Source organism: Pseudomonas sp. App30, assembly GCF_047947025.1.
Lineage (GTDB): Bacteria > Pseudomonadota > Gammaproteobacteria > Pseudomonadales > Pseudomonadaceae > Aquipseudomonas.
In genome coordinates this window covers 5,047,058-5,067,844 of the sequence record NZ_CP133165.1, presented here as the reverse complement: position 1 = coordinate 5,067,844, position 20,787 = coordinate 5,047,058, and the positions used below count along the sequence as shown (strand labels likewise).

Genomic DNA, 20,787 nt, shown 5'->3' with positions numbered 1-20,787 from the left:
TCAGGCGCAGCGCAGGCAATCGCGCCCGGCGGCCTTGGCGGCGTACAGCGCCTGGTCTGCCGCGGCAATCAGGGCATCGGCGCCCGTGTGCGGGGCCATGGCCGCCGCCACGCCCAGGCTGGCCGTCACCCGCGCCCCAGCGCCCAGCACCGGGTGCGCAATGGCCAGCGCGGCCACCGCCTGGCGCAACGCCTCGCCCAGGGCCTGCGCCTGGCCGGCCCCGGCGCCCACCTGCAGAATCAGCAGCTCTTCCCCGCCAAAGCGAAACACCAGGGCATCCTGCGCCTGCGCGGCCTGCTGGATAGCCTGGCTAACCTGGGCCAGGCAGGCATCGCCCTGCAGGTGGCCGTAGTTGTCGTTGTAGGCCTTGAAGTGGTCGATATCCAGCAGGATCACCGCCACGCTCACCGGCCTCGCCGCCGCCTCTTCCCACACCTGGGTCATGACTTCGCCCTGATAACGACGGTTGAACAACTGGGTCAGGGCGTCGGTGCGGGCAATGTCCAACAACTGCTCGCGCAGCAGGCGCCCACGCAAGGCAAACAGGTAGCTCAGCCGGCTGGCGCGCTCCTGGAAATACGAAGCCATCAACAGCAGCGCCACCGTGGACACGAACAGCAGCGCATTGGCCTGCCAGATTCTGAAGTCGGCAAAGTCGGCAAGGTAGGTGGTGACCAGCTGGATCGCCAGCATGCACAGCATGGCCACCGAGGCAAAGCGCATGGGCAACTGCTGGATCATGGTGCAGTAGACCATGATCAGCAGCATCCCCAGCTGGTAATGCAGCCGGTACGGGCTGTGGCTGTAGATCATCGCCACCAGCGGTATCAGTGACGACACCACGGTGCCGGCCGCCGCGGCCGTTTCCACGGCCCACCGGCGGGTGAGGCGCTGCCCCAGCACCAGCAAGGCGATGAACAGCGGCGTGACCAGCAGCAGGCGGCCGGCGGCCACGTAGGCGAACATGTCCCGCAGGGTCAGCCAGTCGCTGAGCAGGAACAGGTTGTACACCACCGCGCCGCCGATGCCCACGGCGGTGATGAACTGCAGGCGCTGCCTGACGGTGTCGGCCTGGTAGCGACGCTCCAGCCCATCACTGAACCGCAGGATGCGCACCCCGGAGGCAATCGTGCGCTCGACGTCGGCCAGGGTTTGCGCGTCGTGTGCTGGGTGGGGAACAGACATTGGGCACCGGGTACGAGTTGAGTCCGACTACCATAGACCAACAGGCAGCCGTTCGAAAAAAAAGATATACACTCGCCCCATCAGCTTTATAGATCCCGTAGCAGCTGCCGCCAGGCTTCGTCCCGTGCCACCGCGGTGAAGCAAGACGCAGCCTGGCGGCAGCTGCTACGGACTTTGCGAGTGCCCTGTCCATGATGACCCTGCGCCAGATCCGCCATTTCATTGCCGTGGCCGAGACCGGTTCGATCTCGGCCGCCGCCCAGGCGGTGTTCATTTCCCAGTCGACGCTTACCCTGGCCATCCAGCAACTGGAGCAGGAGATCGGCGTCAGCCTGTTCAACCGCCACGCCAAGGGCATGACCCTGACCCACCAGGGCCATCAGTTCCTGCGCCAGGCGCACCTGATCCTGGCCACCGTCGACAACGCCAAGCGCAGCCTGCAGCAGAGCACCGACCAGGTGGCCGGGCAGTTGATCATCGGCGTGACCAGCCTGGTGGCCGGCTATTACCTGGCCGACCTGCTGACCCGCTTCCAGCGCGCCTACCCCAACGTGGAACTGCGGGTGATGGAGGACGAGCGCCCGTACATCGAGCACCTGCTGGTGAGCGGCGACGTGGGCGTGCTGATCGTCTCCAACCTGGAAGACCGCCACGCCCTGCAGACCGAGGTGCTGACCCACTCGCCCCACCGCCTGTGGCTGCCGGCCCAGCACCCGCTGCTGGAGCACGACAGCATCACCCTGGCCGACGTGGCCCGCGAGCCGCTGATCCAGCTCAACGTCGACGAGATGGACCGCAACGCCCAGCGCCTGTGGACCCACGCCAGCCTGACGCCGCGCATCAGCCTGCGCACCGCCTCCACCGAGGCCGTGCGTAGCCTGGTGGCGGCGGGCCTGGGGGTGTCGATCCAGCCGGACATGACCTACCGGCCCTGGTCGCTGGAAGGCGACATCATCGAGGCACGGCCGCTGGCTGACCTGACCCAGACCCTGGACGTGGGCCTGGCCTGGCGCCGTGGCACCGCACGGCCGGCGCTGGTGGACCCGTTCCTGACCGTGGCCCGCGAGCAACCCAACGCTGGGCGCAGGCTATCGATTTAATCGAATGCTGCATTCAGTATTTAGAATTTGTAGCCCACTCGCCCGCGCACTAGTCTCTAACCACCGAGACAATCCGTGCCCGGGCTGCCTGTATCAAGGAGCCTGCCCGTGAGCCCAAAAGAAAAGAGACCTCGCAAGATGGCCGGCACTTCCACCCCTACCCTGTGCACCGCACTGCTGATCGACGGCGAGCTCGTCGCCGGGCAAGGCCTGGTGGAACCGATCATCAACCCGGCCACCGCCGAGGTCCTCACCCACATCGCCGAGGCCAGCAGCGAGCAGGTGGAGCACGCCATCATGGCCGCCCACCGCGCCTTCGCCAGCTGGTCGCGCACCACCCCGCAGCAACGCGCCAGCCTGCTGCTGCAGATTGCCGACGCCGTGGCCCGCCAGGCCGACAGCCTGGCGCAGCTGGAAGCACTGAACTGCGGCAAGCCGCTGCACCTGGCGCGCCAGGACGACCTGGCGGCCACCGTCGATGTGTTCCGCTTCTTCGCCGGCGCCGTGCGCTGCCAGACCGGCCAGCTGGCCGGTGAATACGTACCCGGCTACACCAGCATGGTGCGCCGCGACCCGATTGGCGTGGTGGCGTCCATCGCGCCATGGAACTACCCGATCATGATGGCCGCGTGGAAGATCGCCCCGGCGCTGGCAGCGGGCAACACCCTGGTATTCAAGCCATCCGAGCACACGCCGCTGTCGATCCTGGCACTGGCCCCGGCGCTGGCGCAGATCCTGCCGCGCGGGGTGCTGAACATTGTCTGTGGCGGCGGCGAGGGCGTGGGCGGCCACCTGGTCAGCCACGCCAAGGTGCGCATGGTGTCGCTGACCGGCGACATCGTCACCGGCCAGAAAATTCTCCAGGCCGCCTCGAAAACCCTCAAGCGCACCCACCTGGAACTGGGCGGCAAGGCGCCGGTGATCGTCTGCAACGACGCCGACCTGCGCGCCGTGGTCGACGGCGTGCGCAACCACGGTTACTACAACGCCGGCCAGGACTGCACGGCGGCCTGCCGGGTGTACGCCCAGGCGGGCATCCACGACCAGTTGGTGAGCGAACTGGGAACCGCAGTGGGCAAGCTGCGCTTCGCCGGCAAGCGCGATGCCGACAACGAGCTGGGGCCACTGATCAGTTCGCGCCAGCGTGACCGCGTGGCCAGCTTCGTCGAACGGGCGCTGAGCCAGCCGCACATCGAACGCATCACCGGCGCCGCCGTACATTCGGGCCCCGGCTTCTTCTACCAGCCAACGCTGCTGGCCGGCTGCCGCCAGAACGACGAGATCGTCCAGCGCGAGGTGTTCGGCCCGGTGGTCACCGTCACCCGCTTCGACGAGCTGAGCCAGGCCGTGGACTGGGCCAACGAATCGGAATACGGCCTGGCCTCGTCGGTGTGGACCCAGAACCTGGACAAGGCCATGCAGGTGGCGGCGCGCCTGCAGTATGGCTGCACCTGGATCAACAGCCATTTCATGCTGGCCAGCGAAATGCCCCACGGCGGCCTCAAGCGCTCGGGCTACGGCAAGGACCTGTCCAGTGACTCGCTGCAGGACTACAGCGTGGTGCGCCACATCATGGCGCGCCACGGGGAGCACCTCTGACCCGCCAGGCGTTATCACCACTACTCTAATAATCAGCCTCGACGAAGGCCCGCTGCACCGTTCGAACACTGCCCCGACCATAATTTAAAGAAGAGGGATACCATGCACGCGCACAAGACCGCACTGCTCAGCGCCTTGACCACCGCCCTGCTGGCCAGCGCCAGCCTGCAGGCCGCCGAACCGCTCAAGGCGGTGGGTGCCGGTGAAGGGCAACTGGATATCGTTGCCTGGCCGGGCTACATCGAACGGGGCGAGAGCGACAAGAACTACGACTGGGTGACCGGCTTCGAGAAGGAGACCGGCTGCAAGGTCAACGTCAAGACCGCCGCCACCTCGGACGAGATGGTCAGCCTGATGGCCAAGGGCGGCTACGACCTGGTCACCGCCTCGGGCGACGCCTCGTTGCGGCTGATTGCCGGCAAGCGCGTGCAGCCGATCAACACCGCGCTGATCCCCAACTGGAAGAACATCGACCCGCGCCTGAAGGACGGCCCCTGGTACGTGGTCAACAAGCAGACCTACGGCACCCCGTACCAGTGGGGGCCCAACGTGCTGCTGTACAACACCAACGTGTTCAAGACCCCGCCCACCAGCTGGGGCGTGGTGTTCAACGCCCAGGACCTGCCGGACGGCAAGCCCAACAAGGGCCGTGTGCAGGCCTACGACGGCCCGATCTACATCGCCGACGCGGCGCTGTACCTCAAGAGCGCCAAGCCCGAGCTGGGCATCCAGAACCCCTACGAGTTGAACGAAACCCAGTACAAGGCCGTGCTCGACCTGCTGCGCGCCCAGCACGCGCTGGTGCACCGCTATTGGCATGACGCCACGGTGCAGATGAGCGACGTGAAGAACGAAGGCGTAGTGGCCTCCAGCTCCTGGGGCTACATGGTCAATGGCCTTAAGGCCGACAACCAGCCCGTGGCCTCGACCATTCCGCAGGAAGGCGCCACCGGCTGGGCCGATACCACCATGCTGCACGCCGAGGCCGCGCACCCCAACTGCGCCTACAAGTGGATGGACTGGTCGCTGCAACCCAAGGTGCAGGGCGACGTGGCGGCCTGGTTCGGCTCGCTGCCGGCGGTACCGGCGGCGTGCACCAGTAGCGAACTGCTGGGGGCCGAGGGCTGCAAGACCAATGGCGTCGACCAGTTCGACAAGATCGCCTTCTGGAAAACCCCGCAGGCCGAGGGCGGCAAGTTCGTGCCGTATAGCCGCTGGACCCAGGATTACATCGCGATCATGGGCGGCCGCTGAGCCCACGCCCTTGTGGGAGCTGGCTTGCCAGCGAGCTTTGAAGGCCCTCAAAAGCTCGCTGGCAAGCCAGCTCCCACATCCTCCACGCCACACTCTCCATGCCCACCGGAGTAGCGCATCATGACGCTTGCAGTCCAGTTCACCCAGGTTTCCCGCGTGTTCGGCGAAGTGAAGGCCGTCGACCGGGTATCCATCGATATCCAGGACGGCGAGTTCTTTTCCATGCTCGGCCCCTCCGGCTCGGGCAAGACCACCTGCCTGCGCCTGATCGCAGGCTTCGAGCAGCCCAGCAGCGGCTCGATTCGCATTCATGGCGCCGAGGCCGCCGGCCTGCCGCCCTACCAGCGTGACGTCAACACCGTGTTCCAGGACTACGCCCTGTTCCCGCACATGAACGTGCTGGACAACGTGGCGTACGGCCTCAAGGTCAAGGGCGTGGGCAAGCAGGAGCGCCAGCAGCGCGCCGAGGAAGCCCTGGCCATGGTGGCCCTGGGCGGCTACGGCCAGCGCAAGCCGGTGCAGCTGTCGGGCGGCCAACGCCAGCGCGTGGCCCTGGCCCGCGCGCTGGTCAACCGCCCACGGGTGCTGCTGCTGGACGAACCCTTGGGTGCCCTCGACCTGAAGCTGCGCGAGCAGATGCAGGGCGAGCTGAAGAAGCTGCAGCGCCAGCTGGGCATCACCTTCATCTTCGTCACCCACGACCAGACCGAAGCGCTGTCCATGTCCGACCGCGTGGCGGTGTTCAACAAGGGCCGCATCGAGCAGGTGGACAGCCCGCGCACCCTGTACATGAAGCCCGCCACCCCCTTCGTCGCCGAGTTCGTCGGCACCTCCAACGTGCTGCGTGGCGAGGCCGCGCGCCTGGTGTGCGGCAGCGACCAGCCCTTCTCCATCCGCCCGGAACACATCCGCTTCGGCGAGGCCGCCACTGGCCACGAAGTGCAGGTGGACGGTGTGCTGCACGACATCCAGTACCAAGGCAGCTCCACCCGCTACGAGCTGAAGCTTGCCAGCGGCCAGGTGATCGCCATCAGCCAGGCCAACAATCAGTGGCAGGAGCCGAGCATCGTGCTGCAGCCTGGCCAGCGCCTGAGCGCGCGCTGGGCCCGCGAGGCGATGACGCCGCTGCGCGACGGCGAGGGCCTGTGACATGAGCCTGGCCCTGGAAAAACCGGCGCCGCTGGCGGACTACTCGCCCCTGCGGCGGCTGTGGAACCTGCTGTACCGCAAGCCCAACCTGTACCTGTCGCTGCTGCTGGTGCCGCCGCTGCTGTGGTTCGGCGCCATCTACCTGGGCTCGCTGCTGAACCTGTTGTGGCAGGGTTTCTACACCTTCGACGACTTCAGCATGACGGTCACGCCGGAGCTGACCCTGGCCAACTTCGCCGCGCTGTTCAACCCGGCGAACTTCGACATCATCCAGCGCACCCTGGTGATGGCCGTGGCCGTGTCGCTGGCCAGCGCCCTGGTGGCCTTCCCCATCGCCTATTACATGGCGCGCTACACCACGGGCAAGACCAAGGCGTTCTTCTACATCGCGGTGATGATGCCCATGTGGGCCAGCTACATCGTCAAGGCCTACGCCTGGACCCTGCTGCTGGCCAAGGGCGGCGTGGCCCAGTGGTTCGTCCAGCACCTGGGGCTGGAGCCGCTGCTGCAGGCGGTGCTGGGCATTCCCGGCATTGGCGGCAGCACCCTGTCCACCTCGCACCTGGGGCGTTTCCTGGTGTTCGTGTACATCTGGCTGCCGTTCATGATCCTGCCCATCCAGGCCTCGCTGGAGCGCCTGCCGCCGTCGCTGCTGCAAGCCTCGGCCGACCTGGGCGCCAAGCCGCGGCAAACCTTCATGCAGGTAATCCTGCCGCTGTCGGTGCCGGGCATCGCCGCCGGTTCCATCTTCACCTTCTCGCTGACCCTGGGCGACTTCATCGTGCCGCAGTTGGTCGGGCCGCCCGGCTACTTCATCGGCAGCATGGTCTACGCCCAGCAGGGCGCCATCGGCAACATGCCGATGGCCGCGGCGTTCACCCTGGTGCCCATCGTGCTGATCGCGGTGTACCTGTCCATCGTCAAACGCCTGGGGGCCTTCGATGCGCTCTGAACAACCCTCCATCGGGCTACGCCTGGCTGCCTGGGGCGGGCTGGTGTTCCTGCACTTCCCGATCCTGATCATCTTCCTGTACGCCTTCAACACCGAAGACGCCGCCTTCAGCTTTCCGCCCCAGGGCTTCACCCTGAAGTGGTTCGGCGTAGCCTTCGCCCGCACCGACGTGGTGGAGTCGATCAAGCTGTCGCTGCAGGTGGCCTGCGTGGCCACGCTGATTGCCATCGTGCTCGGCACCCTGGCGTCAGCGGCGCTGTACCGGCGCAATTTCTTCGGCAAGGAAGGCATCTCGCTGATGCTGATACTGCCCATCGCTTTGCCCGGCATCATCACCGGTATCGCCCTGCTGTCGGCGTTCAAGAGCCTGGGCATCGAGCCGGGGTTGATGACCATCGTCATCGGCCACGCCACCTTCTGCGTGGTGATCGTCTACAACAACGTCATCGCCCGCCTGCGGCGCACCTCCCACAGCCTGATCGAGGCGTCCATGGACCTGGGCGCCGACGGCTGGCAGACCTTCCGCTACATCATCCTGCCCAACCTGGGCTCGGCGCTGCTGGCCGGGGGCATGCTGGCGTTCGCGCTGTCGTTCGACGAAATCATCGTCACCACCTTCACCGCCGGCCACGAGCGCACGCTGCCGATCTGGTTGCTCAACCAGCTCAGCCGCCCACGCGACGTGCCGGTGACCAACGTGGTCGCCATGCTGGTGATGCTGGTGACCATGCTGCCGATCCTGGGCGCCTACTACCTGACACGCGGCGGCGAAAGCGTGGCCGGCAGTGGCGGCAAATAACACCTTCAAGGGGACAACAACCATGCAAACCCAACTGCTGATCAACGGCCATTTCGTCGCGGGCGAAGGCCCGCTGCAAGCGGTGTTCAACCCGGCCCTGGGCCGCGTGCTGGTGGAAATCCACGAAGCCAGCGAAGCCCAGGTCGACGCTGCCGTGCGCGCCGCCGATGCCGCGTTCGACAGCTGGTCGCAGACCACGCCCAAGGACCGCGCCCTGCTGTTGCTGAAGCTGGCCGACGCCATCGAGGCCCACGGCGAAGAGTTGGCCAAGCTGGAATCGGACAACTGCGGCAAGCCCTACAGCGCCGCGCTGAATGACGAGATCCCGGCCATCGCCGACGTGTTCCGTTTCTTCGCCGGCGCTACTCGCTGCATGAGCGGCTCGGCCGCTGGCGAGTACCTGCCGGGCCACACCTCGATGATCCGCCGCGACCCGGTGGGCGTCATCGCCTCCATCGCGCCGTGGAACTACCCGCTGATGATGGTCGCCTGGAAGATCGCCCCGGCGCTGGCTGCCGGCAACACCGTGGTGCTGAAACCCTCGGAGCAGACACCGCTGACCGCCCTGCGCCTGGCGCAGCTGGCCAACGACATCTTCCCTGCCGGCGTGCTCAACCTGGTGTTCGGCCGCGGCCCCAGCGTGGGCAGCCCGCTGGTCAACCACCCCAAGGTGCGCATGGTCTCGCTGACCGGCTCCATCGCCACCGGCGCGCACATCATCGCCGACACCGCCGACAGCGTGAAACGCATGCACATGGAACTGGGCGGCAAGGCGCCAGTGATCATCTTCGACGACGCCGACATTGACGCCGCCGTGGAAGGTATCCGCACCTTCGGCTTCTACAACGCCGGCCAGGACTGCACCGCCGCCTGCCGCATCTACGCGCAAGCGGGCATCTACGAGCAGTTCGTGGAGAAACTGGGCGCTGCGGTCAGCAGCATCAAATATGGCCTGCAGGACGACCCCAGCACCGAGCTGGGCCCACTGATCACCGCCCAGCACCGCGACCGCGTGGCCGGCTTCGTCGAACGCGCACTGGCGCAGCCGCACATTCGCCTGGTCACCGGTGGCAAGGCGGTGGATGGCAACGGCTTCTTCTTCCAGCCCACGGTGCTGGCCGACGCCCAGCAGGATGACGAGATCGTTCGGCGCGAGGTGTTCGGCCCGGTGGTGTCGGTGACTCGTTTCGACGACGAAGCCCAGGTGCTGGGCTGGGCCAACGATTCCGACTACGGCCTGGCCTCGTCGGTGTGGACCCAGGATGTCGGCCGCGCCCACCGCTTGAGTGCGCGCCTGCAATACGGCTGCACCTGGGTGAACACCCACTTCATGCTGGTGAGCGAGATGCCCCATGGCGGGCAGAAGCTGTCGGGGTATGGCAAGGACATGTCGATGTATGGCCTAGAGGACTACACCACCGTGCGCCACGTCATGTTCAAACACTGAGTAACCCTGGACGCGGCCTGACGGCCGCTGCTACGGGTGTTTGGCACGTAACTACAACAACGACCTGGGGTGTGCCTGTGGGCACCACCCCCGGGCACCTGCAACCTGAATCTGCCGATTCCTTCGGAGCACACACATGAGCGTCACCCCTGACATGGCAGCCGTCGACCACGATGCCGAGCAGCTCAGGCAACTGGGCTACACCTCGAACTTCAACCGCAGCATGAGCCTGTGGGAAAACTTCGCCCTGGGCTTCACCTACCTGTCGCCCGTGGTGGGCGTGTACACCCTGTTCGGCCTATGCCTGGCCGCCGGCGGCCCGCCGATGTTCTGGGCCTACCTGCTGGTGGGCCTGGGGCAGATGCTGGTGTGCCTGATCTTCGGCGAAGTGGTGTCGCAGTTCCCGATTTCCGGCGGCGTCTACCCCTGGGCGCGCCGGCTGGTGGGCAAGCGCTGGGCGTGGATGGTGGGCTGGATCTACTCCATCGCCCTGTGCGTGACCATCGCCGCCGTGGCGGTGGGCGCTGGCCCCTACCTGGCGGTGATGCTGGGCTTCGAGCCGAGCAACAACACCAACATCGTCATCGCCCTGGTGCTGACCCTGTTCGCCACCCTGGTCAACCTCAGCGGCACCAAGATGCTCGCACGCATCGCCATGTTCGGCTTCCTCTGCGAGCTGGTGGGCGCGCTGATCGTCGGCATCTACCTGCTGATCTTCGAACGCCACCAGCCGTTCAGCGTGCTGTGGAACACCTTCGACATCAGTGTCGACGGCTCCTACCTGCCGGCCTTCCTCACCGCCTCGCTGGCGGGGATGTTCCTCTACTACGGCTTCGAAGCCTGTGGCGACGTGGCCGAGGAAACCCCCAACCCCAGCAAGCGCATCCCGGTGGCCATGCGCATGACCATCTACATTGGCGGCATCTCGGCGATGTTCGCCTGCCTGGCGCTGATCCTCGCCGTGCCGGACATGCAGGCGGTGATCAACGGCACCGACAAGGACCCGGTCACCACCGTGCTCAACAACGCCTTCGGCAGCGTCGGCTCGCGGGTGATCATGGCGGTGGTGATGGTCTCGTTCATCTCCTGCGTGATCAGCCTGCAGGCCGCCGCCAGCCGCCTGCTGTACTCCTACGCCCGCGATGAGATGGTGATCGGCAGCGGCCTGCTCAAGCGCCTGTCGGCTACCACCCAGGTGCCGGTCAACGCGCTGTTCGTGGCCGGCGTGCTGCCGGCGCTGATCATCATCCTCGGCTTCTTCCTGCAGGACGCCGTGGCCACCATCGTCAGCTTCGCCGCCATCGGCATCTACCTGGCCTTCCAGATGATCGTGCTGGCTGCACTCTATGCGCGCCTGCGCGGCTGGAAACCCAGTGGCCAGTTCAACCTGGGGCGCTGGGGCCTGCTGGTGAACGTGGGGGCGCTGGTGTACGGCGTGGGCGCCATCATCAACATGGCCTGGCCACGCACGCCGGATACGGCCTGGTACGTGAACTACGCCATGGTAGTGACCACCGTGGTGGTGATCGGCCTGGGCCTGCTGTACATGTGGCTGGCCAAGCCCTACGACCGCGGCAACGCGCCGGCGGGCGATGCCTGGAAAATCGGCCGCTGAAGCCTTGCGGCCTCAGCTCAACTCACGGGCCAGCAGGCGAAAGCAGCGGGACTCATCGTAGTAGTTGGCCAACTCGCCGCGCCACTCGTGAATCACCTGCTGCAGCGCCTGCGCCACCCGCGGGCGCTGCACCGGGCGCTGGTAGGCCCGGTCGGCGTACGGCAACAGGCGGCTGAGCTGCAGCTTGCGCCAGTCGCTGCCATCGAAAATGCTCGCGCTGAAATACCCCGGCTGCCCCTGCCGGGCCGGCTTGCCCGCATCCTGCGCGGGCGCGCTGACGTCACACCAATACAAGTAAATATCCCCACAGCCCCCGAAATGGTGATCGAACACCACGTGGCCGGTCACGGTAATTCGCGTTGGTCTTACCCTGGGCATCAAGCGCTTCCTCGCTGGTCTGGGTGAGTCGAGGGGGGATTATTGCGGGTGTGGCTGGGGGGATAACGAGGAAGGATCTGGCGTTTTTGTAGGATTTTTCTGAAGCGCGGTTTCTCTACCCCAAAACCGCATTTCGCAGGGCAGCCCAATGAACCCTGTGGGAGCTGGCTTGCCAGCGAGCTTTTCGGGCCGTCAAAAACTCGCTGGCAAGCCAGCTCCCACAGGGTTTCACCGCGACCTGCTCAAGTGTTCTTGACCACCAGCTTGGCAGCCTTGCCCGCTCACCTTGCATGGGGCGGCTACGAATCATCGATTTTTTACAGGTTTTTTTCCCTCTCCTTGCGAACCCCACGCCCACTTTGTTATCTGTTATGAGTTGATTGCGTTTGGCCGAGGGCATGTCCAGACCTTTATCTCGATCCAGCCCGGCAGCCAGGAGGCGGCCCGGATTATTTGCAGACAGGTTTATTTATGCACCGTAGGCACCTTCTCAAGGCCTCGATGGCGCTCGCCGCCTACACCGGGCTGTCCGGCACCGGCCTGTTGGCCGCGCAGGCCATGGCGGCCACCGCCGATGGCGATGCCGAGCCGTTCAGTTTCGATCTGCTGCAGGCCCAGGCCCGGCAGCTGGCCACCCAGGGCTACACCGACCGCAAGCAGGTGCTGCCGCCGACCCTGGCGAACATGACGCCCCTGCAGTTCAACGCCATCCAGTACGACCCCAAGCATTCGCTGTGGTACGACAACAAGGGCCAGTTGGACGTGCAATTCTTCCACGTGGGCATGGGCTTCAAGCTGCCCGTGCGCATGTACAGCGTCGACGCCGGCAAACAGCAAGCGCGCGAGGTGCACTTCCACCCGCCGCTGTTCCGCTACGACAACACCGGCGTGGACACCAAGCAGCTCAAGGGTGACCTGGGCTTTGCCGGGTTCCGCCTGTTCAAGGCCCCGGAGCTGGACAAGCACGACATCCTGTCCTTCCTCGGCGCCAGCTACTTCCGCGCGGTGGACGCCACCGGCCAGTACGGCCTGTCGGCGCGCGGCCTGGCCATCGACACCTACGCGAAGAAGCGCGAGGAATTCCCCGACTTCACCAAGTTCTGGTTTGAAACCCCGGACAAGGAAAGCACCCGCTTCACCGTCTACGCCCTGCTGGAGTCGCCCAGCGCCACCGGTGCCTACAAGTTCGACATCGACTGCCAGGCCCAGCAGGTGGTGATGGCCATCGACGCCCACGTGTTCGCCCGCACCGACATCGAACAGCTGGGCATCTCGGCCATGACCAGCATGTTCAGCTGCGGCACCCAGGAACGGCGCATGTGCGACACCATCCACCCGCAAATCCACGACTCCGACCGCCTGGCCATGTGGCGCGGCAACGGCGAGTGGATCTGCCGCCCGCTGAACAACCCGGCCACCCTGCAGTTCAACGCCTTCGCCGACAACAACCCCAAGGGTTTCGGCCTGGTGCAGACTGACCACGCGTTCAGCAGCTACGAAGACACCGTCGACGGCTACGACAAGCGCCCGAGCCTGTGGGTGGAACCGACCACCAACTGGGGCGAGGGCTCGGTCAGCCTGATGGAGATCCCGACCACGGGCGAGACCCTGGACAACATCGTCGCCTTCTGGACGCCCAAGCAGCCGGTCAAGGCCGGCGACGCGCTGAACTTCGGCTACAAGCTGTACTGGAGCGCCCTGCCGCCCGTGGGCACGCCGCTGGCGCGGGTGCATGCCACCCGTTCGGGCATGGGTGGCTTCACCGAGGGCTGGGCCCCCGGCGAGCACTACCCGGAAGTGTGGGCGCGGCGTTTCGCCGTGGACTTCAAGGGCGGCGGCCTGGAGCGGCTGCCCGAAGGCACCGGCATCGAGCCGGTGGTGACGGTGTCCAGCGGCAAGGTGCAGGACTTCAACATCCTGGTGCTGCCGGACAAGGGCTACCGCGTGACGTTCGACTGGTACCCCACCAGCGACAGCGTCGCGCCGGTGGAGATGCGCCTGTTCATCCGCACCCAGGACCGTACGCTGAGCGAGACCTGGCTGTACCAGTACTTCCCGCCAGCGCCGGACAAGCGCAAGTACACGTGATGCGGCGCCTGGGACGCGGCCTCCGGCCGCTGCTACAGGCGTAGCAGCAACTGCCTTTGTGGGAGCAATGTAGCAGCGGCCGTAGGCCGCGTCCCGGGGCCACTCAATCGCGCAGGTCGGACTCGTGTATCGGCTGGTCGCGATGGGTGGCGCGCTGGTATTGCGCCGGCCACGTCGCCTGGCGGCCGCCCAGGTCGTCGTCGGCGTGCAGCGGCCAGTACGGGTCGCGCAGCAGTTCGCGCGCCAGCAGGATGATGTCCGCCTGGCAGGTGCGCAGAATGTGCTCGGCCTGGGCCGGCTCGGTAATCATGCCCACGGTGCCGGTGGCGATGCCCGACTCCTTGCGCACCCGTTCGGCGAAGCGGGTCTGGTAGCCAGGGCCCGTGGGAATCTCGGCGTTTGCCGCAGTGCCGCCTGACGACACGTCGATCAGATCCGCGCCCAGCGCCTTCAGGCGCTTGGCCAACTCCACGGTTTCATCAGGGTTCCAGCCATCCTCCACCCAGTCGGTGGCCGAGACCCGCACGAACACCGGCAGCTCTTGCGGCCACACGGTGCGAATTGCCTCGGTCACCTGCAGGGTCAGGCGGATACGATTCTCGAACGAGCCGCCGTAGCTGTCCTGGCGCTGGTTGCTGATGGGCGACAGGAACTGGTGCAGCAGGTAGCCGTGGGCCGCGTGCACCTCCACCACCTTGAAATTGGCTTTCAAGGCACGCCGGGCCGCCTCCACGAACGCCAGGATGACTTCCTGGATCTGCGCTTCATCCAGCGCCGTGGGCGCGGTGTGGCGGGGGTCGAAGGCGATTTTCGAGGGCCCCACCGGCACCCAGCCACCCTCGTTCACCGGAATGCTGCCGGCCTTGCCCAGCCACGGCCGCCAGGTGCTGGCCTTGCGCCCGGCGTGGGCCAACTGGATGCCGGGCACGGCGCCCTGGGCGGTGATGAAGCGGGTGATGCGCTGCAGCGGTTCGATCTGTTCGTCGTTCCACAGGCCCAGGTCTTCGGGGGTGATGCGGCCGTCGGCGGTGACTGCCGTGGCTTCGGTGAACACCAGGCCGGCGCCCCCCACGGCGCGGCTGCCCAGGTGCACCAGGTGCCAGTCGTTGGCCAGGCCGTCGACGCTGGAGTACTGGCACATGGGCGACACGGCGATGCGGTTGGGCAGGGTCAGTTGACGCAGGGTATAGGGTTCGAGCAGCAGGCTCATGGGGCACCTCTCAAGGCATGTGATCGGGCGCAGACAATGTCTAGAGCCTAGTCGACAACGCCGCCTTGAGCAGGGTTCAGCCGTTTCTCAGCGTGGTTCCATGTGGGCGATCAGCAATTGCACGGTTTCCTGGCCGCGGAATTCGTTGACGTCGAGCTTGTAGGCCAGCTCCACCCAGCGCACGGTGGGGTTGGGCCACACCTCGCGGTCGATGCCGAAGGCGATGCCGTCCAGGCGCACCGAGCCGCACTCGCTCTTGAGCACCACTTTCAGGTGGCGCTCGCCGACGACCCGCTGCTCGGCCAGCTGGAACACACCGTGGAACAGTGGCTCGGGGAAGTGCTGCCCCCAGGGCCCGGCGTTGCGCAGGGCGCGGGCCAGCTCCAGGTGAAACTCTTCCACGGCCAGGCTACCGTCGGTGAGCAGGCGCCCGGTGAGGTCGTCTTCCTGCAGCTGCCGGCGCACTTCCTCGTCGAAGGCCGCGGCGAACGCCGGGAAGTTGGCCTCGGGCAGCGACAGGCCGGCCGCCATGGCGTGGCCGCCGAACTTGCTGATCAGCTGCGGGTGGCGCGCGGCCACCGCGTCCAGGGCGTCACGGATGTGGAACCCTGGCACCGAACGGGCCGAGCCCTTGAGCATGCCCTCGCCGGCGTCGGCAAAAGCGATGGTGGGCCGGTGGTAGCGCTCTTTCAGACGCGAGGCGAGGATACCGATCACACCCTGGTGCCAGTCGGCGTCGAACAGGCACAGGCCGAACGGCATGGACTCCACCGGCAGGTCCTTGAGCTGGGCCAGCGCTTCACGCTGCATGCCCTGCTCGATGGATTTGCGGTCCTGGTTCAGCTCGTCCAGCTGCGCCGCCATGGCCTGGGCCAGGGCGGTGTCGTCGCTGAGCAGGCACTCGATGCCCAGGCTCATGTCGTCCAGGCGGCCGGCGGCGTTCAGGCGCGGGCCGAGAATGAACCCCAGGTCGGTGGAGGTGATGCGCCGATGATCGCGCTTGGCCACTTCAAGGATCGCCTTCAGGCCCGGCCGCGCACGGCCGGCGCGAATGCGCTCCAGGCCCTGGTGCACCAGGATGCGGTTGTTGGCGTCCAGCGGCACCACGTCGGCAACGCTGCCCAGGGCCACCAGGTCCAGCAGCTCGCCGATGTTGGGCTGCGGACGGTTGTCGTAATGGCCCAGGCTGCGCAGGCGCGCGCGCAAGGCCATCAGCACGTAGAAAATCACCCCGACCCCGGCCAGCGACTTGCTGGGGAATTCGCAGCCCGGCTGGTTGGGGTTGACGATGGCATCGGCGGCCGGCAGCTCGTGGCCGGGCAAGTGGTGGTCGGTGACCAGCACTTTCAAGCCGGCGGCCTTGGCGGCGGCCACGCCCTCGACGCTGGAGATGCCGTTGTCCACGGTCACCAGCAGGTCGGGTTGGCGTTGCAGGGCCACGGCGACGATTTCCGGGGTCAGGCCGTAGCCGTATTCAAACCGGTTGGGCACCAGGTAATCGACATGGGCCGCGCCCAGCAGGCGCAGGCCCAGCACGCCGACGCTGCTGGCGGTGGCGCCGTCGGCGTCGAAGTCACCGACGATGAGGATGCGCTGGCGGGTGGCCAACGCGTCCACCAGCAGGTCCACCGCCGCGTCGATGCCCTTGAGCTGCTGGAACGGAATCAACCGCGCCAGGCTCTTGTCCAGTTCAGCCGCCGACAGCACGCCCCGCGCCGCGTACAGGCGGGTCAGCAGGGGCGGCAGGTCGCCGAGGAAGGGCAGGATGGCAGGCAGTTGACGCGGTTCGATACGCATGGGGCTTCTTATCTGTGAGGCAAGGTCAGGAAAAGGACGTGGCGGCTTAGCCGCGTTCGCCCATCAACCACTCCAGTTGCACTTCGTGCTGGCCGCGGTCGTCGGTAACGAAGATGGTGCCTTCGCTGATCATCACGTCCCACTTGATGGCGCGGGGCATGTCCTTGGCCAGGGTTTCCAGCACTTCCTGGGGCACGGCGGCGATGTTGACGTTCTTCAGGTTCTTCACCGCGTCCACCACCTTGGTCTGCCACACGCGCAGGCTGCCGTAGGCCAGCAGGCTGGTGCGCTCGGTGCGGCGCGAGCACCAGGTGAGGCGGTCGGCGTCGGGCTGGCCCACTTCGATCCAGTGCACCACGCGGTCGTCCAGGCTCTTTTCCCACAGGGCCGCTTCGTCCACGTCCGACAGGCCGCGGCCGAAGGACAGCTGCTCGTTGTACCAGAAGGCGTAGGCCAGCAGGCGCACGGCCATGCGTTCTTCGGTTTCCGAAGGGTGACGGGCGATGGTCTGCTTGACGCTTTCGTAGACCCCACGGTCAAGGTCGGTCAGATTGAGTTCGAATTTGTAGGTCGTGGAGGGCTGGGCCATGAAGGGGCTTCTTGCTACGAGGAAAAGTCGCACAGTCTAACCGATCATGGCCTAATCAACTAAGACCGATGGCCGACAACTTACCCAGCAGGCGCAGACCTGTGTTATCTAGACATTCAGCTGTTTCGGAGCCCGTATCATGGAAGGTCGCCGCCGATTGACGTTGCTGTTGTTGTACCTGGGCCTGCCACTGGTCGCCCAGGCTGGGGAACCACTGACGTGGCTGGTGCGCGATCTGCCGCCCCTGACCATCGAGAGTGGCCCGCGCGAAGGCCAGGGGGCCGTGGACCGCATGCTGCCGCTGCTGATGCAAGCGCTGCCGCAGTACGAGCACAGCGTGGTGCGGGTCAACCGCGCCCGCGCTTCGCAAATGCTCCAGGAAGCGCCGCTGAGCTGCGACCCGACCCTGCTGTGGACCGCCGAGCGCAGCCAGTCGGTGGTGTATTCCATGCCGGTGCTGGCCAGCCAGACCAACGGCCTGATCATCCGCCGCCAGGACCGCCACGGTTTCAACACCTTCATCCACCACGGCGAGCTGGACCTGCCGGCCGTGCTGGCCAGCCCCAACATCAAGATCGGCCGCGTAGCCGAGCGCAGCTACGGCATGGCCATCGACACCATGCTGGCAGCAGCGCCCAAGGGGGCGGTCAACGCCCATCACGGCAACGACGCGGTGGCCAGCCTGCTGCAGATGCAGCAGCACGGGCGCCTGGACGGCGTGCTGGGGTATTGGCCGGAGGCGTTGTACCTGGCACCCCAGGAGCAGATCAGCGCCAACGACCTGCTGTTCCTGCCGGTGCGCGGGGTGCCGCGCTACCAACCGGTGTACGTGGGCTGTTCGAACACCCCGGCCGGCAGGACGGTAGTCGAGCAGTTGAACCGCGTGTTGGTGGGTCTGCGCAGCACCACGTTGCCGGGGTTCTATGCCGACTGGCTGGACCCGGCGAGCCGTGCGGACTACCTGCGTGATTCCCGGCGCTTCTTCGAGGAATCGGCCCGCGCCAGCCCCTGAATCGCGGGCAAAAAGAAACCCCGGGCAGTGGGGAAGCTACCCGGGGTCAAACGTGGCCACTGTGGGCCAATACGACAGGTGACTGACACCGGAGCACAATGTCAGCCCCCCTGCCCTTACAGGATCGGAACACACCTGCGCGGGAAGGTTCCCTACCTCATCGAAGCACTGGCCACAGGCGCTACCGCGGCTTGCGCCAGGGCAGCCAGCATGCACGGCTGCAGCCGCCCCTCGACGACCATCAGGTCGCGATGCAGGCCGTCAACCACGTCCGTGAGGGCGTGCTTGTCGGCGAACTGGCGGCGGTTGAAGCGTCGATCCAGCACCAGAGCGCCGGTCGAATCGCGCAATATCACCCGGCATTCAAGCGGGCCGCCCACGTCAACCACGTCCACGTGGTAGGGCGTCAGTGCTTCAGTCAGCAACTCGTTGATATTTTCCATTCGATCACCACTCAGTTGTTCGAAATCAAGGTGTCTATCAATGACCCGTCGACAGTGCAAAAAGTTCTAAAAACGGCTCCGACGGGGAGTTAACCTGCCGTTTCAGCTTGCCCGTCGAATATGACAGTTGGAATGTGCAAAAAGCCAGCCCCCCGGCGAATGTGCCAGACTCCTCGCCTGGAACAGCCACCGCGCTTGGAGCCTTACCGTGAATACGCCTTCCCACCCGCCGCTGCGCATCCTGGTGGCCGACGACCACCCGATTTTCCGCATCGGCCTGCGCGCCGTGCTGCAACAGGACCCGGACCTGGCGGTGGTGGGCGAGGCCAGCAGCCCGTCGGAGCTGACCCAGTGGCTGGAAGAAGGCCAGTGCGACCTGCTGATCACCGACTTCATGATGCCGGCCGAACACCAGAACGACGGCCTGCGCCTGCTGGAGACCGTTCGTCGGCATTGGCCGGAACTGCCGATCCTGGTGGTGACCATGCTCAACAACGCCGGGCTGTTCCGCTCCATGCTGGGCTTGGGCGTGAAAGGCCTGCTGGGCAAGGCCAGCCTGGTCAGCGAACTGCCAATCGCCATCGCCCAGGTGCGACGCAACAAGGTGTTCATCGCCGATTCGGTGAGCCAGGCGCTGCTGCAGGAGGGTGAGGTGCGCCCGGACCGCATGTTCGAGCGCGAAGCGCTGTCACCCCGGGAGATCGAGGTGACCAGGCTGCTGGCCGGCGGCCTGTCGGTGGGCGAGATCGCCGCGCAGCTCAACCGCAGCAAGCAGACGGTCAGCGCCCAGAAGGTCAGTGCCATGCGCAAGCTGGGGGTGGCCAACGACGCCGCCCTGTTCATCTACCTGCAGGAACATGGCCTGGCCTGAGCCCTGCGCTCAGGCCTGGCAAGGCTGGCCGTGCTGCGCAGCCCAATGGCTGAGGTCGCGGGTCGCCATCCAGGCGCCCAGCGCTTCCTGCGACATGGGCCGGGCCACATAGGGGCCTTGCAGCGCCGGCTGCCCCAGGGCCTGCAGGGCGTGGAAGTCGCTGGCGCTTTCCACCCCTTCCACCACCACCCCCAGGCCCATGCGCCGCGCCATGATCAGCGCCCCAGCCACCACCGCAGCCTTGCGACCGTCCTGCGCCATGCCGCGCACGAACCGGCTGGGAATCTTCAGCTCCGAGAACGGCAGGTCCAACAGGCGCTGGATGTTCGACTCACCAGTGCCAAAGTCATCGATGGCCAGGTGGCAGCCCAGCATGCGCAGGCGCAACAACGCTTCCACCTCCAGGCCATTGGCAGGGCCCTGGCGGGTTTCGCGCATTTCCAGGGTCAGCACCGTGGCCGGCAAACCCACCTGCCTGAGCAGCGCCTGGAGCTGAGCGGTGAAACCTTCGGCCTCGATAAGGCCCGGCGCCATGTTGACGGCTACCGGCAGCGCTTCACCGGTGTGTTCGCGCACCGACGCGCTTAGCTGCAACGCAGCTTCCAGCACATGCCAGGTAAGCTGCGGCAGCAGCCCCGCATAGCTGACCAGCGGCAGGAAGCTTGCCGGCGACAACAGGCCCAATGCCGGGTGCTGCCAGCGCACCAGGGCTTCGACCCCCAGTAGGCGGCCGTCGATGGCAACTTTGGGCTGGAACCACACCTGCCACTGCTGACGCAGCTGTGGCAGGCGCTCCAGCGTCAGCTCGTCCAGGCCGACCAATTCGTTGACCTCCACCAGGGGCATCACGCCGGGCGCTGTTTCGCCTTGCTCATACCGTTGCAACAGGTCGTGCAGCACTGCCGGGGTGGCCGGTTTTTCCAGCACCCCCAGCACCTGCAAGCCAAGGTGCCGGGCCAGTTGGCCGACGCTGTCGAGCACGCCGCGTTCCAGGCTCGACAGGATGATCAATGCCTGGGCCTGGCGATGGCGTGCCAGGTGGCGGATCAATTGCAGGCCGTCGCCCTCCTCCAACTGCAGGTCGCAGATGGCGATGTCGACAGGGCCGCGGTTTTCCAGTGATTGAAGCGCGGCATCGACACTTTCGGCCGTCAGGACATCGAAGACCCCGCTGGCGTTGAGCATTTGATGCACCGCCATGAGTTGGAAGGGGCTGTCTTCGAGAACCAGAACTTTCAGTGCGTGCATGTGCATACCTCCGAATCACGCCCGCGTAGTGAGGGGCGCTTGATGCACACT

At 66.2% G+C, this 20,787-nt stretch carries 18 protein-coding genes; 11 read left to right on the top strand and 7 right to left on the bottom strand.

The window, feature by feature from the left end; all coding sequences use genetic code 11:
- Complete coding sequence (locus RAM80_RS23415) at positions 1–1,185, bottom strand: diguanylate cyclase domain-containing protein (RefSeq protein WP_416422791.1); 1,185 nt, start codon at positions 1,183–1,185, stop codon at positions 1–3.
- Between the two features lie 191 nt (positions 1,186–1,376).
- On the opposite strand from RAM80_RS23415, the gene RAM80_RS23410 reads away from it, so the two are divergent.
- The 8 genes from RAM80_RS23410 (at position 1,377) to RAM80_RS23375 (ending at position 11,100) form a co-directional block, all read left to right on the top strand.
- Positions 1,377–2,285 carry a LysR family transcriptional regulator gene (locus tag RAM80_RS23410; RefSeq protein WP_416422790.1) on the top strand — a complete coding sequence of 303 codons (909 nt, stop codon included), beginning with the start codon at positions 1,377–1,379 and terminating at the stop codon, positions 2,283–2,285.
- A 138-nt stretch (positions 2,286–2,423) separates the two neighbouring features.
- On the top strand, positions 2,424–3,884 hold the full coding sequence (locus RAM80_RS23405) for a gamma-aminobutyraldehyde dehydrogenase (RefSeq protein WP_416427544.1): 1,461 nt from the start codon (positions 2,424–2,426) through the stop codon (positions 3,882–3,884).
- Between the two features lie 102 nt (positions 3,885–3,986).
- Entirely contained in the window at positions 3,987–5,138 is a 1,152-nt protein-coding gene (gene ydcS / locus RAM80_RS23400) for a putative ABC transporter substrate-binding protein YdcS (RefSeq protein WP_416422789.1), read from the top strand.
- 120 nt (positions 5,139–5,258) lie between these two features.
- Positions 5,259–6,287, top strand: coding sequence for an ABC transporter ATP-binding protein (locus tag RAM80_RS23395; RefSeq protein WP_416422788.1), 1,029 nt, complete (start codon positions 5,259–5,261; stop codon positions 6,285–6,287).
- A 1-nt stretch (position 6,288) separates the two neighbouring features.
- Positions 6,289–7,239: an ABC transporter permease gene (locus RAM80_RS23390; protein ID WP_416422787.1), complete on the top strand. Its 951-nt coding sequence runs from the start codon at positions 6,289–6,291 to the stop codon at positions 7,237–7,239.
- A complete protein-coding gene (locus tag RAM80_RS23385) occupies positions 7,229–8,038 on the top strand; it encodes an ABC transporter permease (protein ID WP_416422786.1) in 810 nt (269 codons plus the stop codon). Before RAM80_RS23390 ends, RAM80_RS23385 begins: the two co-directional genes overlap by 11 nt.
- 22 nt (positions 8,039–8,060) lie before the next feature.
- Complete coding sequence (locus RAM80_RS23380; RefSeq protein ID WP_416422785.1) at positions 8,061–9,485, top strand: gamma-aminobutyraldehyde dehydrogenase; 1,425 nt, start codon at positions 8,061–8,063, stop codon at positions 9,483–9,485.
- A 136-nt stretch (positions 9,486–9,621) separates the two neighbouring features.
- Positions 9,622–11,100, top strand: coding sequence for an APC family permease (locus RAM80_RS23375; protein ID WP_416422784.1), 1,479 nt, complete (start codon positions 9,622–9,624; stop codon positions 11,098–11,100).
- A 12-nt stretch (positions 11,101–11,112) separates the two neighbouring features.
- Here RAM80_RS23375 and RAM80_RS23370 read toward each other — a convergent pair whose 3' ends face one another.
- A complete protein-coding gene (locus RAM80_RS23370) occupies positions 11,113–11,478 on the bottom strand; it encodes a hypothetical protein (protein WP_416422783.1) in 366 nt (121 codons plus the stop codon).
- Between the two features lie 471 nt (positions 11,479–11,949).
- Between RAM80_RS23370 and RAM80_RS23365 the strand changes: the two genes are divergently transcribed.
- The gene (locus RAM80_RS23365; protein WP_416422782.1) at positions 11,950–13,566 is read left to right on the top strand and encodes a glucan biosynthesis protein D; all 1,617 of its coding nucleotides are present in this window, start codon (positions 11,950–11,952) and stop codon (positions 13,564–13,566) included.
- Between the two features lie 103 nt (positions 13,567–13,669).
- Here RAM80_RS23365 and RAM80_RS23360 read toward each other — a convergent pair whose 3' ends face one another.
- The 3 genes from RAM80_RS23360 to RAM80_RS23350 form a co-directional block, all read right to left on the bottom strand.
- Positions 13,670–14,776 (bottom strand): NADH:flavin oxidoreductase/NADH oxidase, encoded by a 1,107-nt coding sequence (locus RAM80_RS23360; RefSeq protein ID WP_416422781.1) that lies wholly within the window; start codon positions 14,774–14,776, stop codon positions 13,670–13,672.
- An 87-nt stretch (positions 14,777–14,863) separates the two neighbouring features.
- Entirely contained in the window at positions 14,864–16,573 is a 1,710-nt protein-coding gene (gene recJ / locus RAM80_RS23355; protein WP_416422780.1) for a single-stranded-DNA-specific exonuclease RecJ, read from the bottom strand.
- A 46-nt stretch (positions 16,574–16,619) separates the two neighbouring features.
- On the bottom strand, positions 16,620–17,162 hold the full coding sequence (locus RAM80_RS23350; RefSeq protein ID WP_416422779.1) for a YaeQ family protein: 543 nt from the start codon (positions 17,160–17,162) through the stop codon (positions 16,620–16,622).
- A gap of 139 nt (positions 17,163–17,301) precedes the next feature.
- Between RAM80_RS23350 and RAM80_RS23345 the strand changes: the two genes are divergently transcribed.
- Positions 17,302–18,174 carry a TIGR02285 family protein gene (locus RAM80_RS23345; protein WP_416422778.1) on the top strand — a complete coding sequence of 291 codons (873 nt, stop codon included), beginning with the start codon at positions 17,302–17,304 and terminating at the stop codon, positions 18,172–18,174.
- A gap of 152 nt (positions 18,175–18,326) precedes the next feature.
- On the opposite strand, the gene RAM80_RS23340 is transcribed toward RAM80_RS23345, so the two are convergent.
- Positions 18,327–18,617 carry a DUF3509 domain-containing protein gene (locus RAM80_RS23340; protein ID WP_416422777.1) on the bottom strand — a complete coding sequence of 97 codons (291 nt, stop codon included), beginning with the start codon at positions 18,615–18,617 and terminating at the stop codon, positions 18,327–18,329.
- A gap of 208 nt (positions 18,618–18,825) precedes the next feature.
- Between RAM80_RS23340 and RAM80_RS23335 the strand changes: the two genes are divergently transcribed.
- Complete coding sequence (locus tag RAM80_RS23335) at positions 18,826–19,488, top strand: response regulator (protein WP_416422776.1); 663 nt, start codon at positions 18,826–18,828, stop codon at positions 19,486–19,488.
- A 9-nt stretch (positions 19,489–19,497) separates the two neighbouring features.
- Here RAM80_RS23335 and RAM80_RS23330 read toward each other — a convergent pair whose 3' ends face one another.
- Complete coding sequence (locus tag RAM80_RS23330; protein WP_416422775.1) at positions 19,498–20,736, bottom strand: EAL domain-containing protein; 1,239 nt, start codon at positions 20,734–20,736, stop codon at positions 19,498–19,500.
- Between the last annotated feature and the right edge of the window lie 51 nt (positions 20,737–20,787).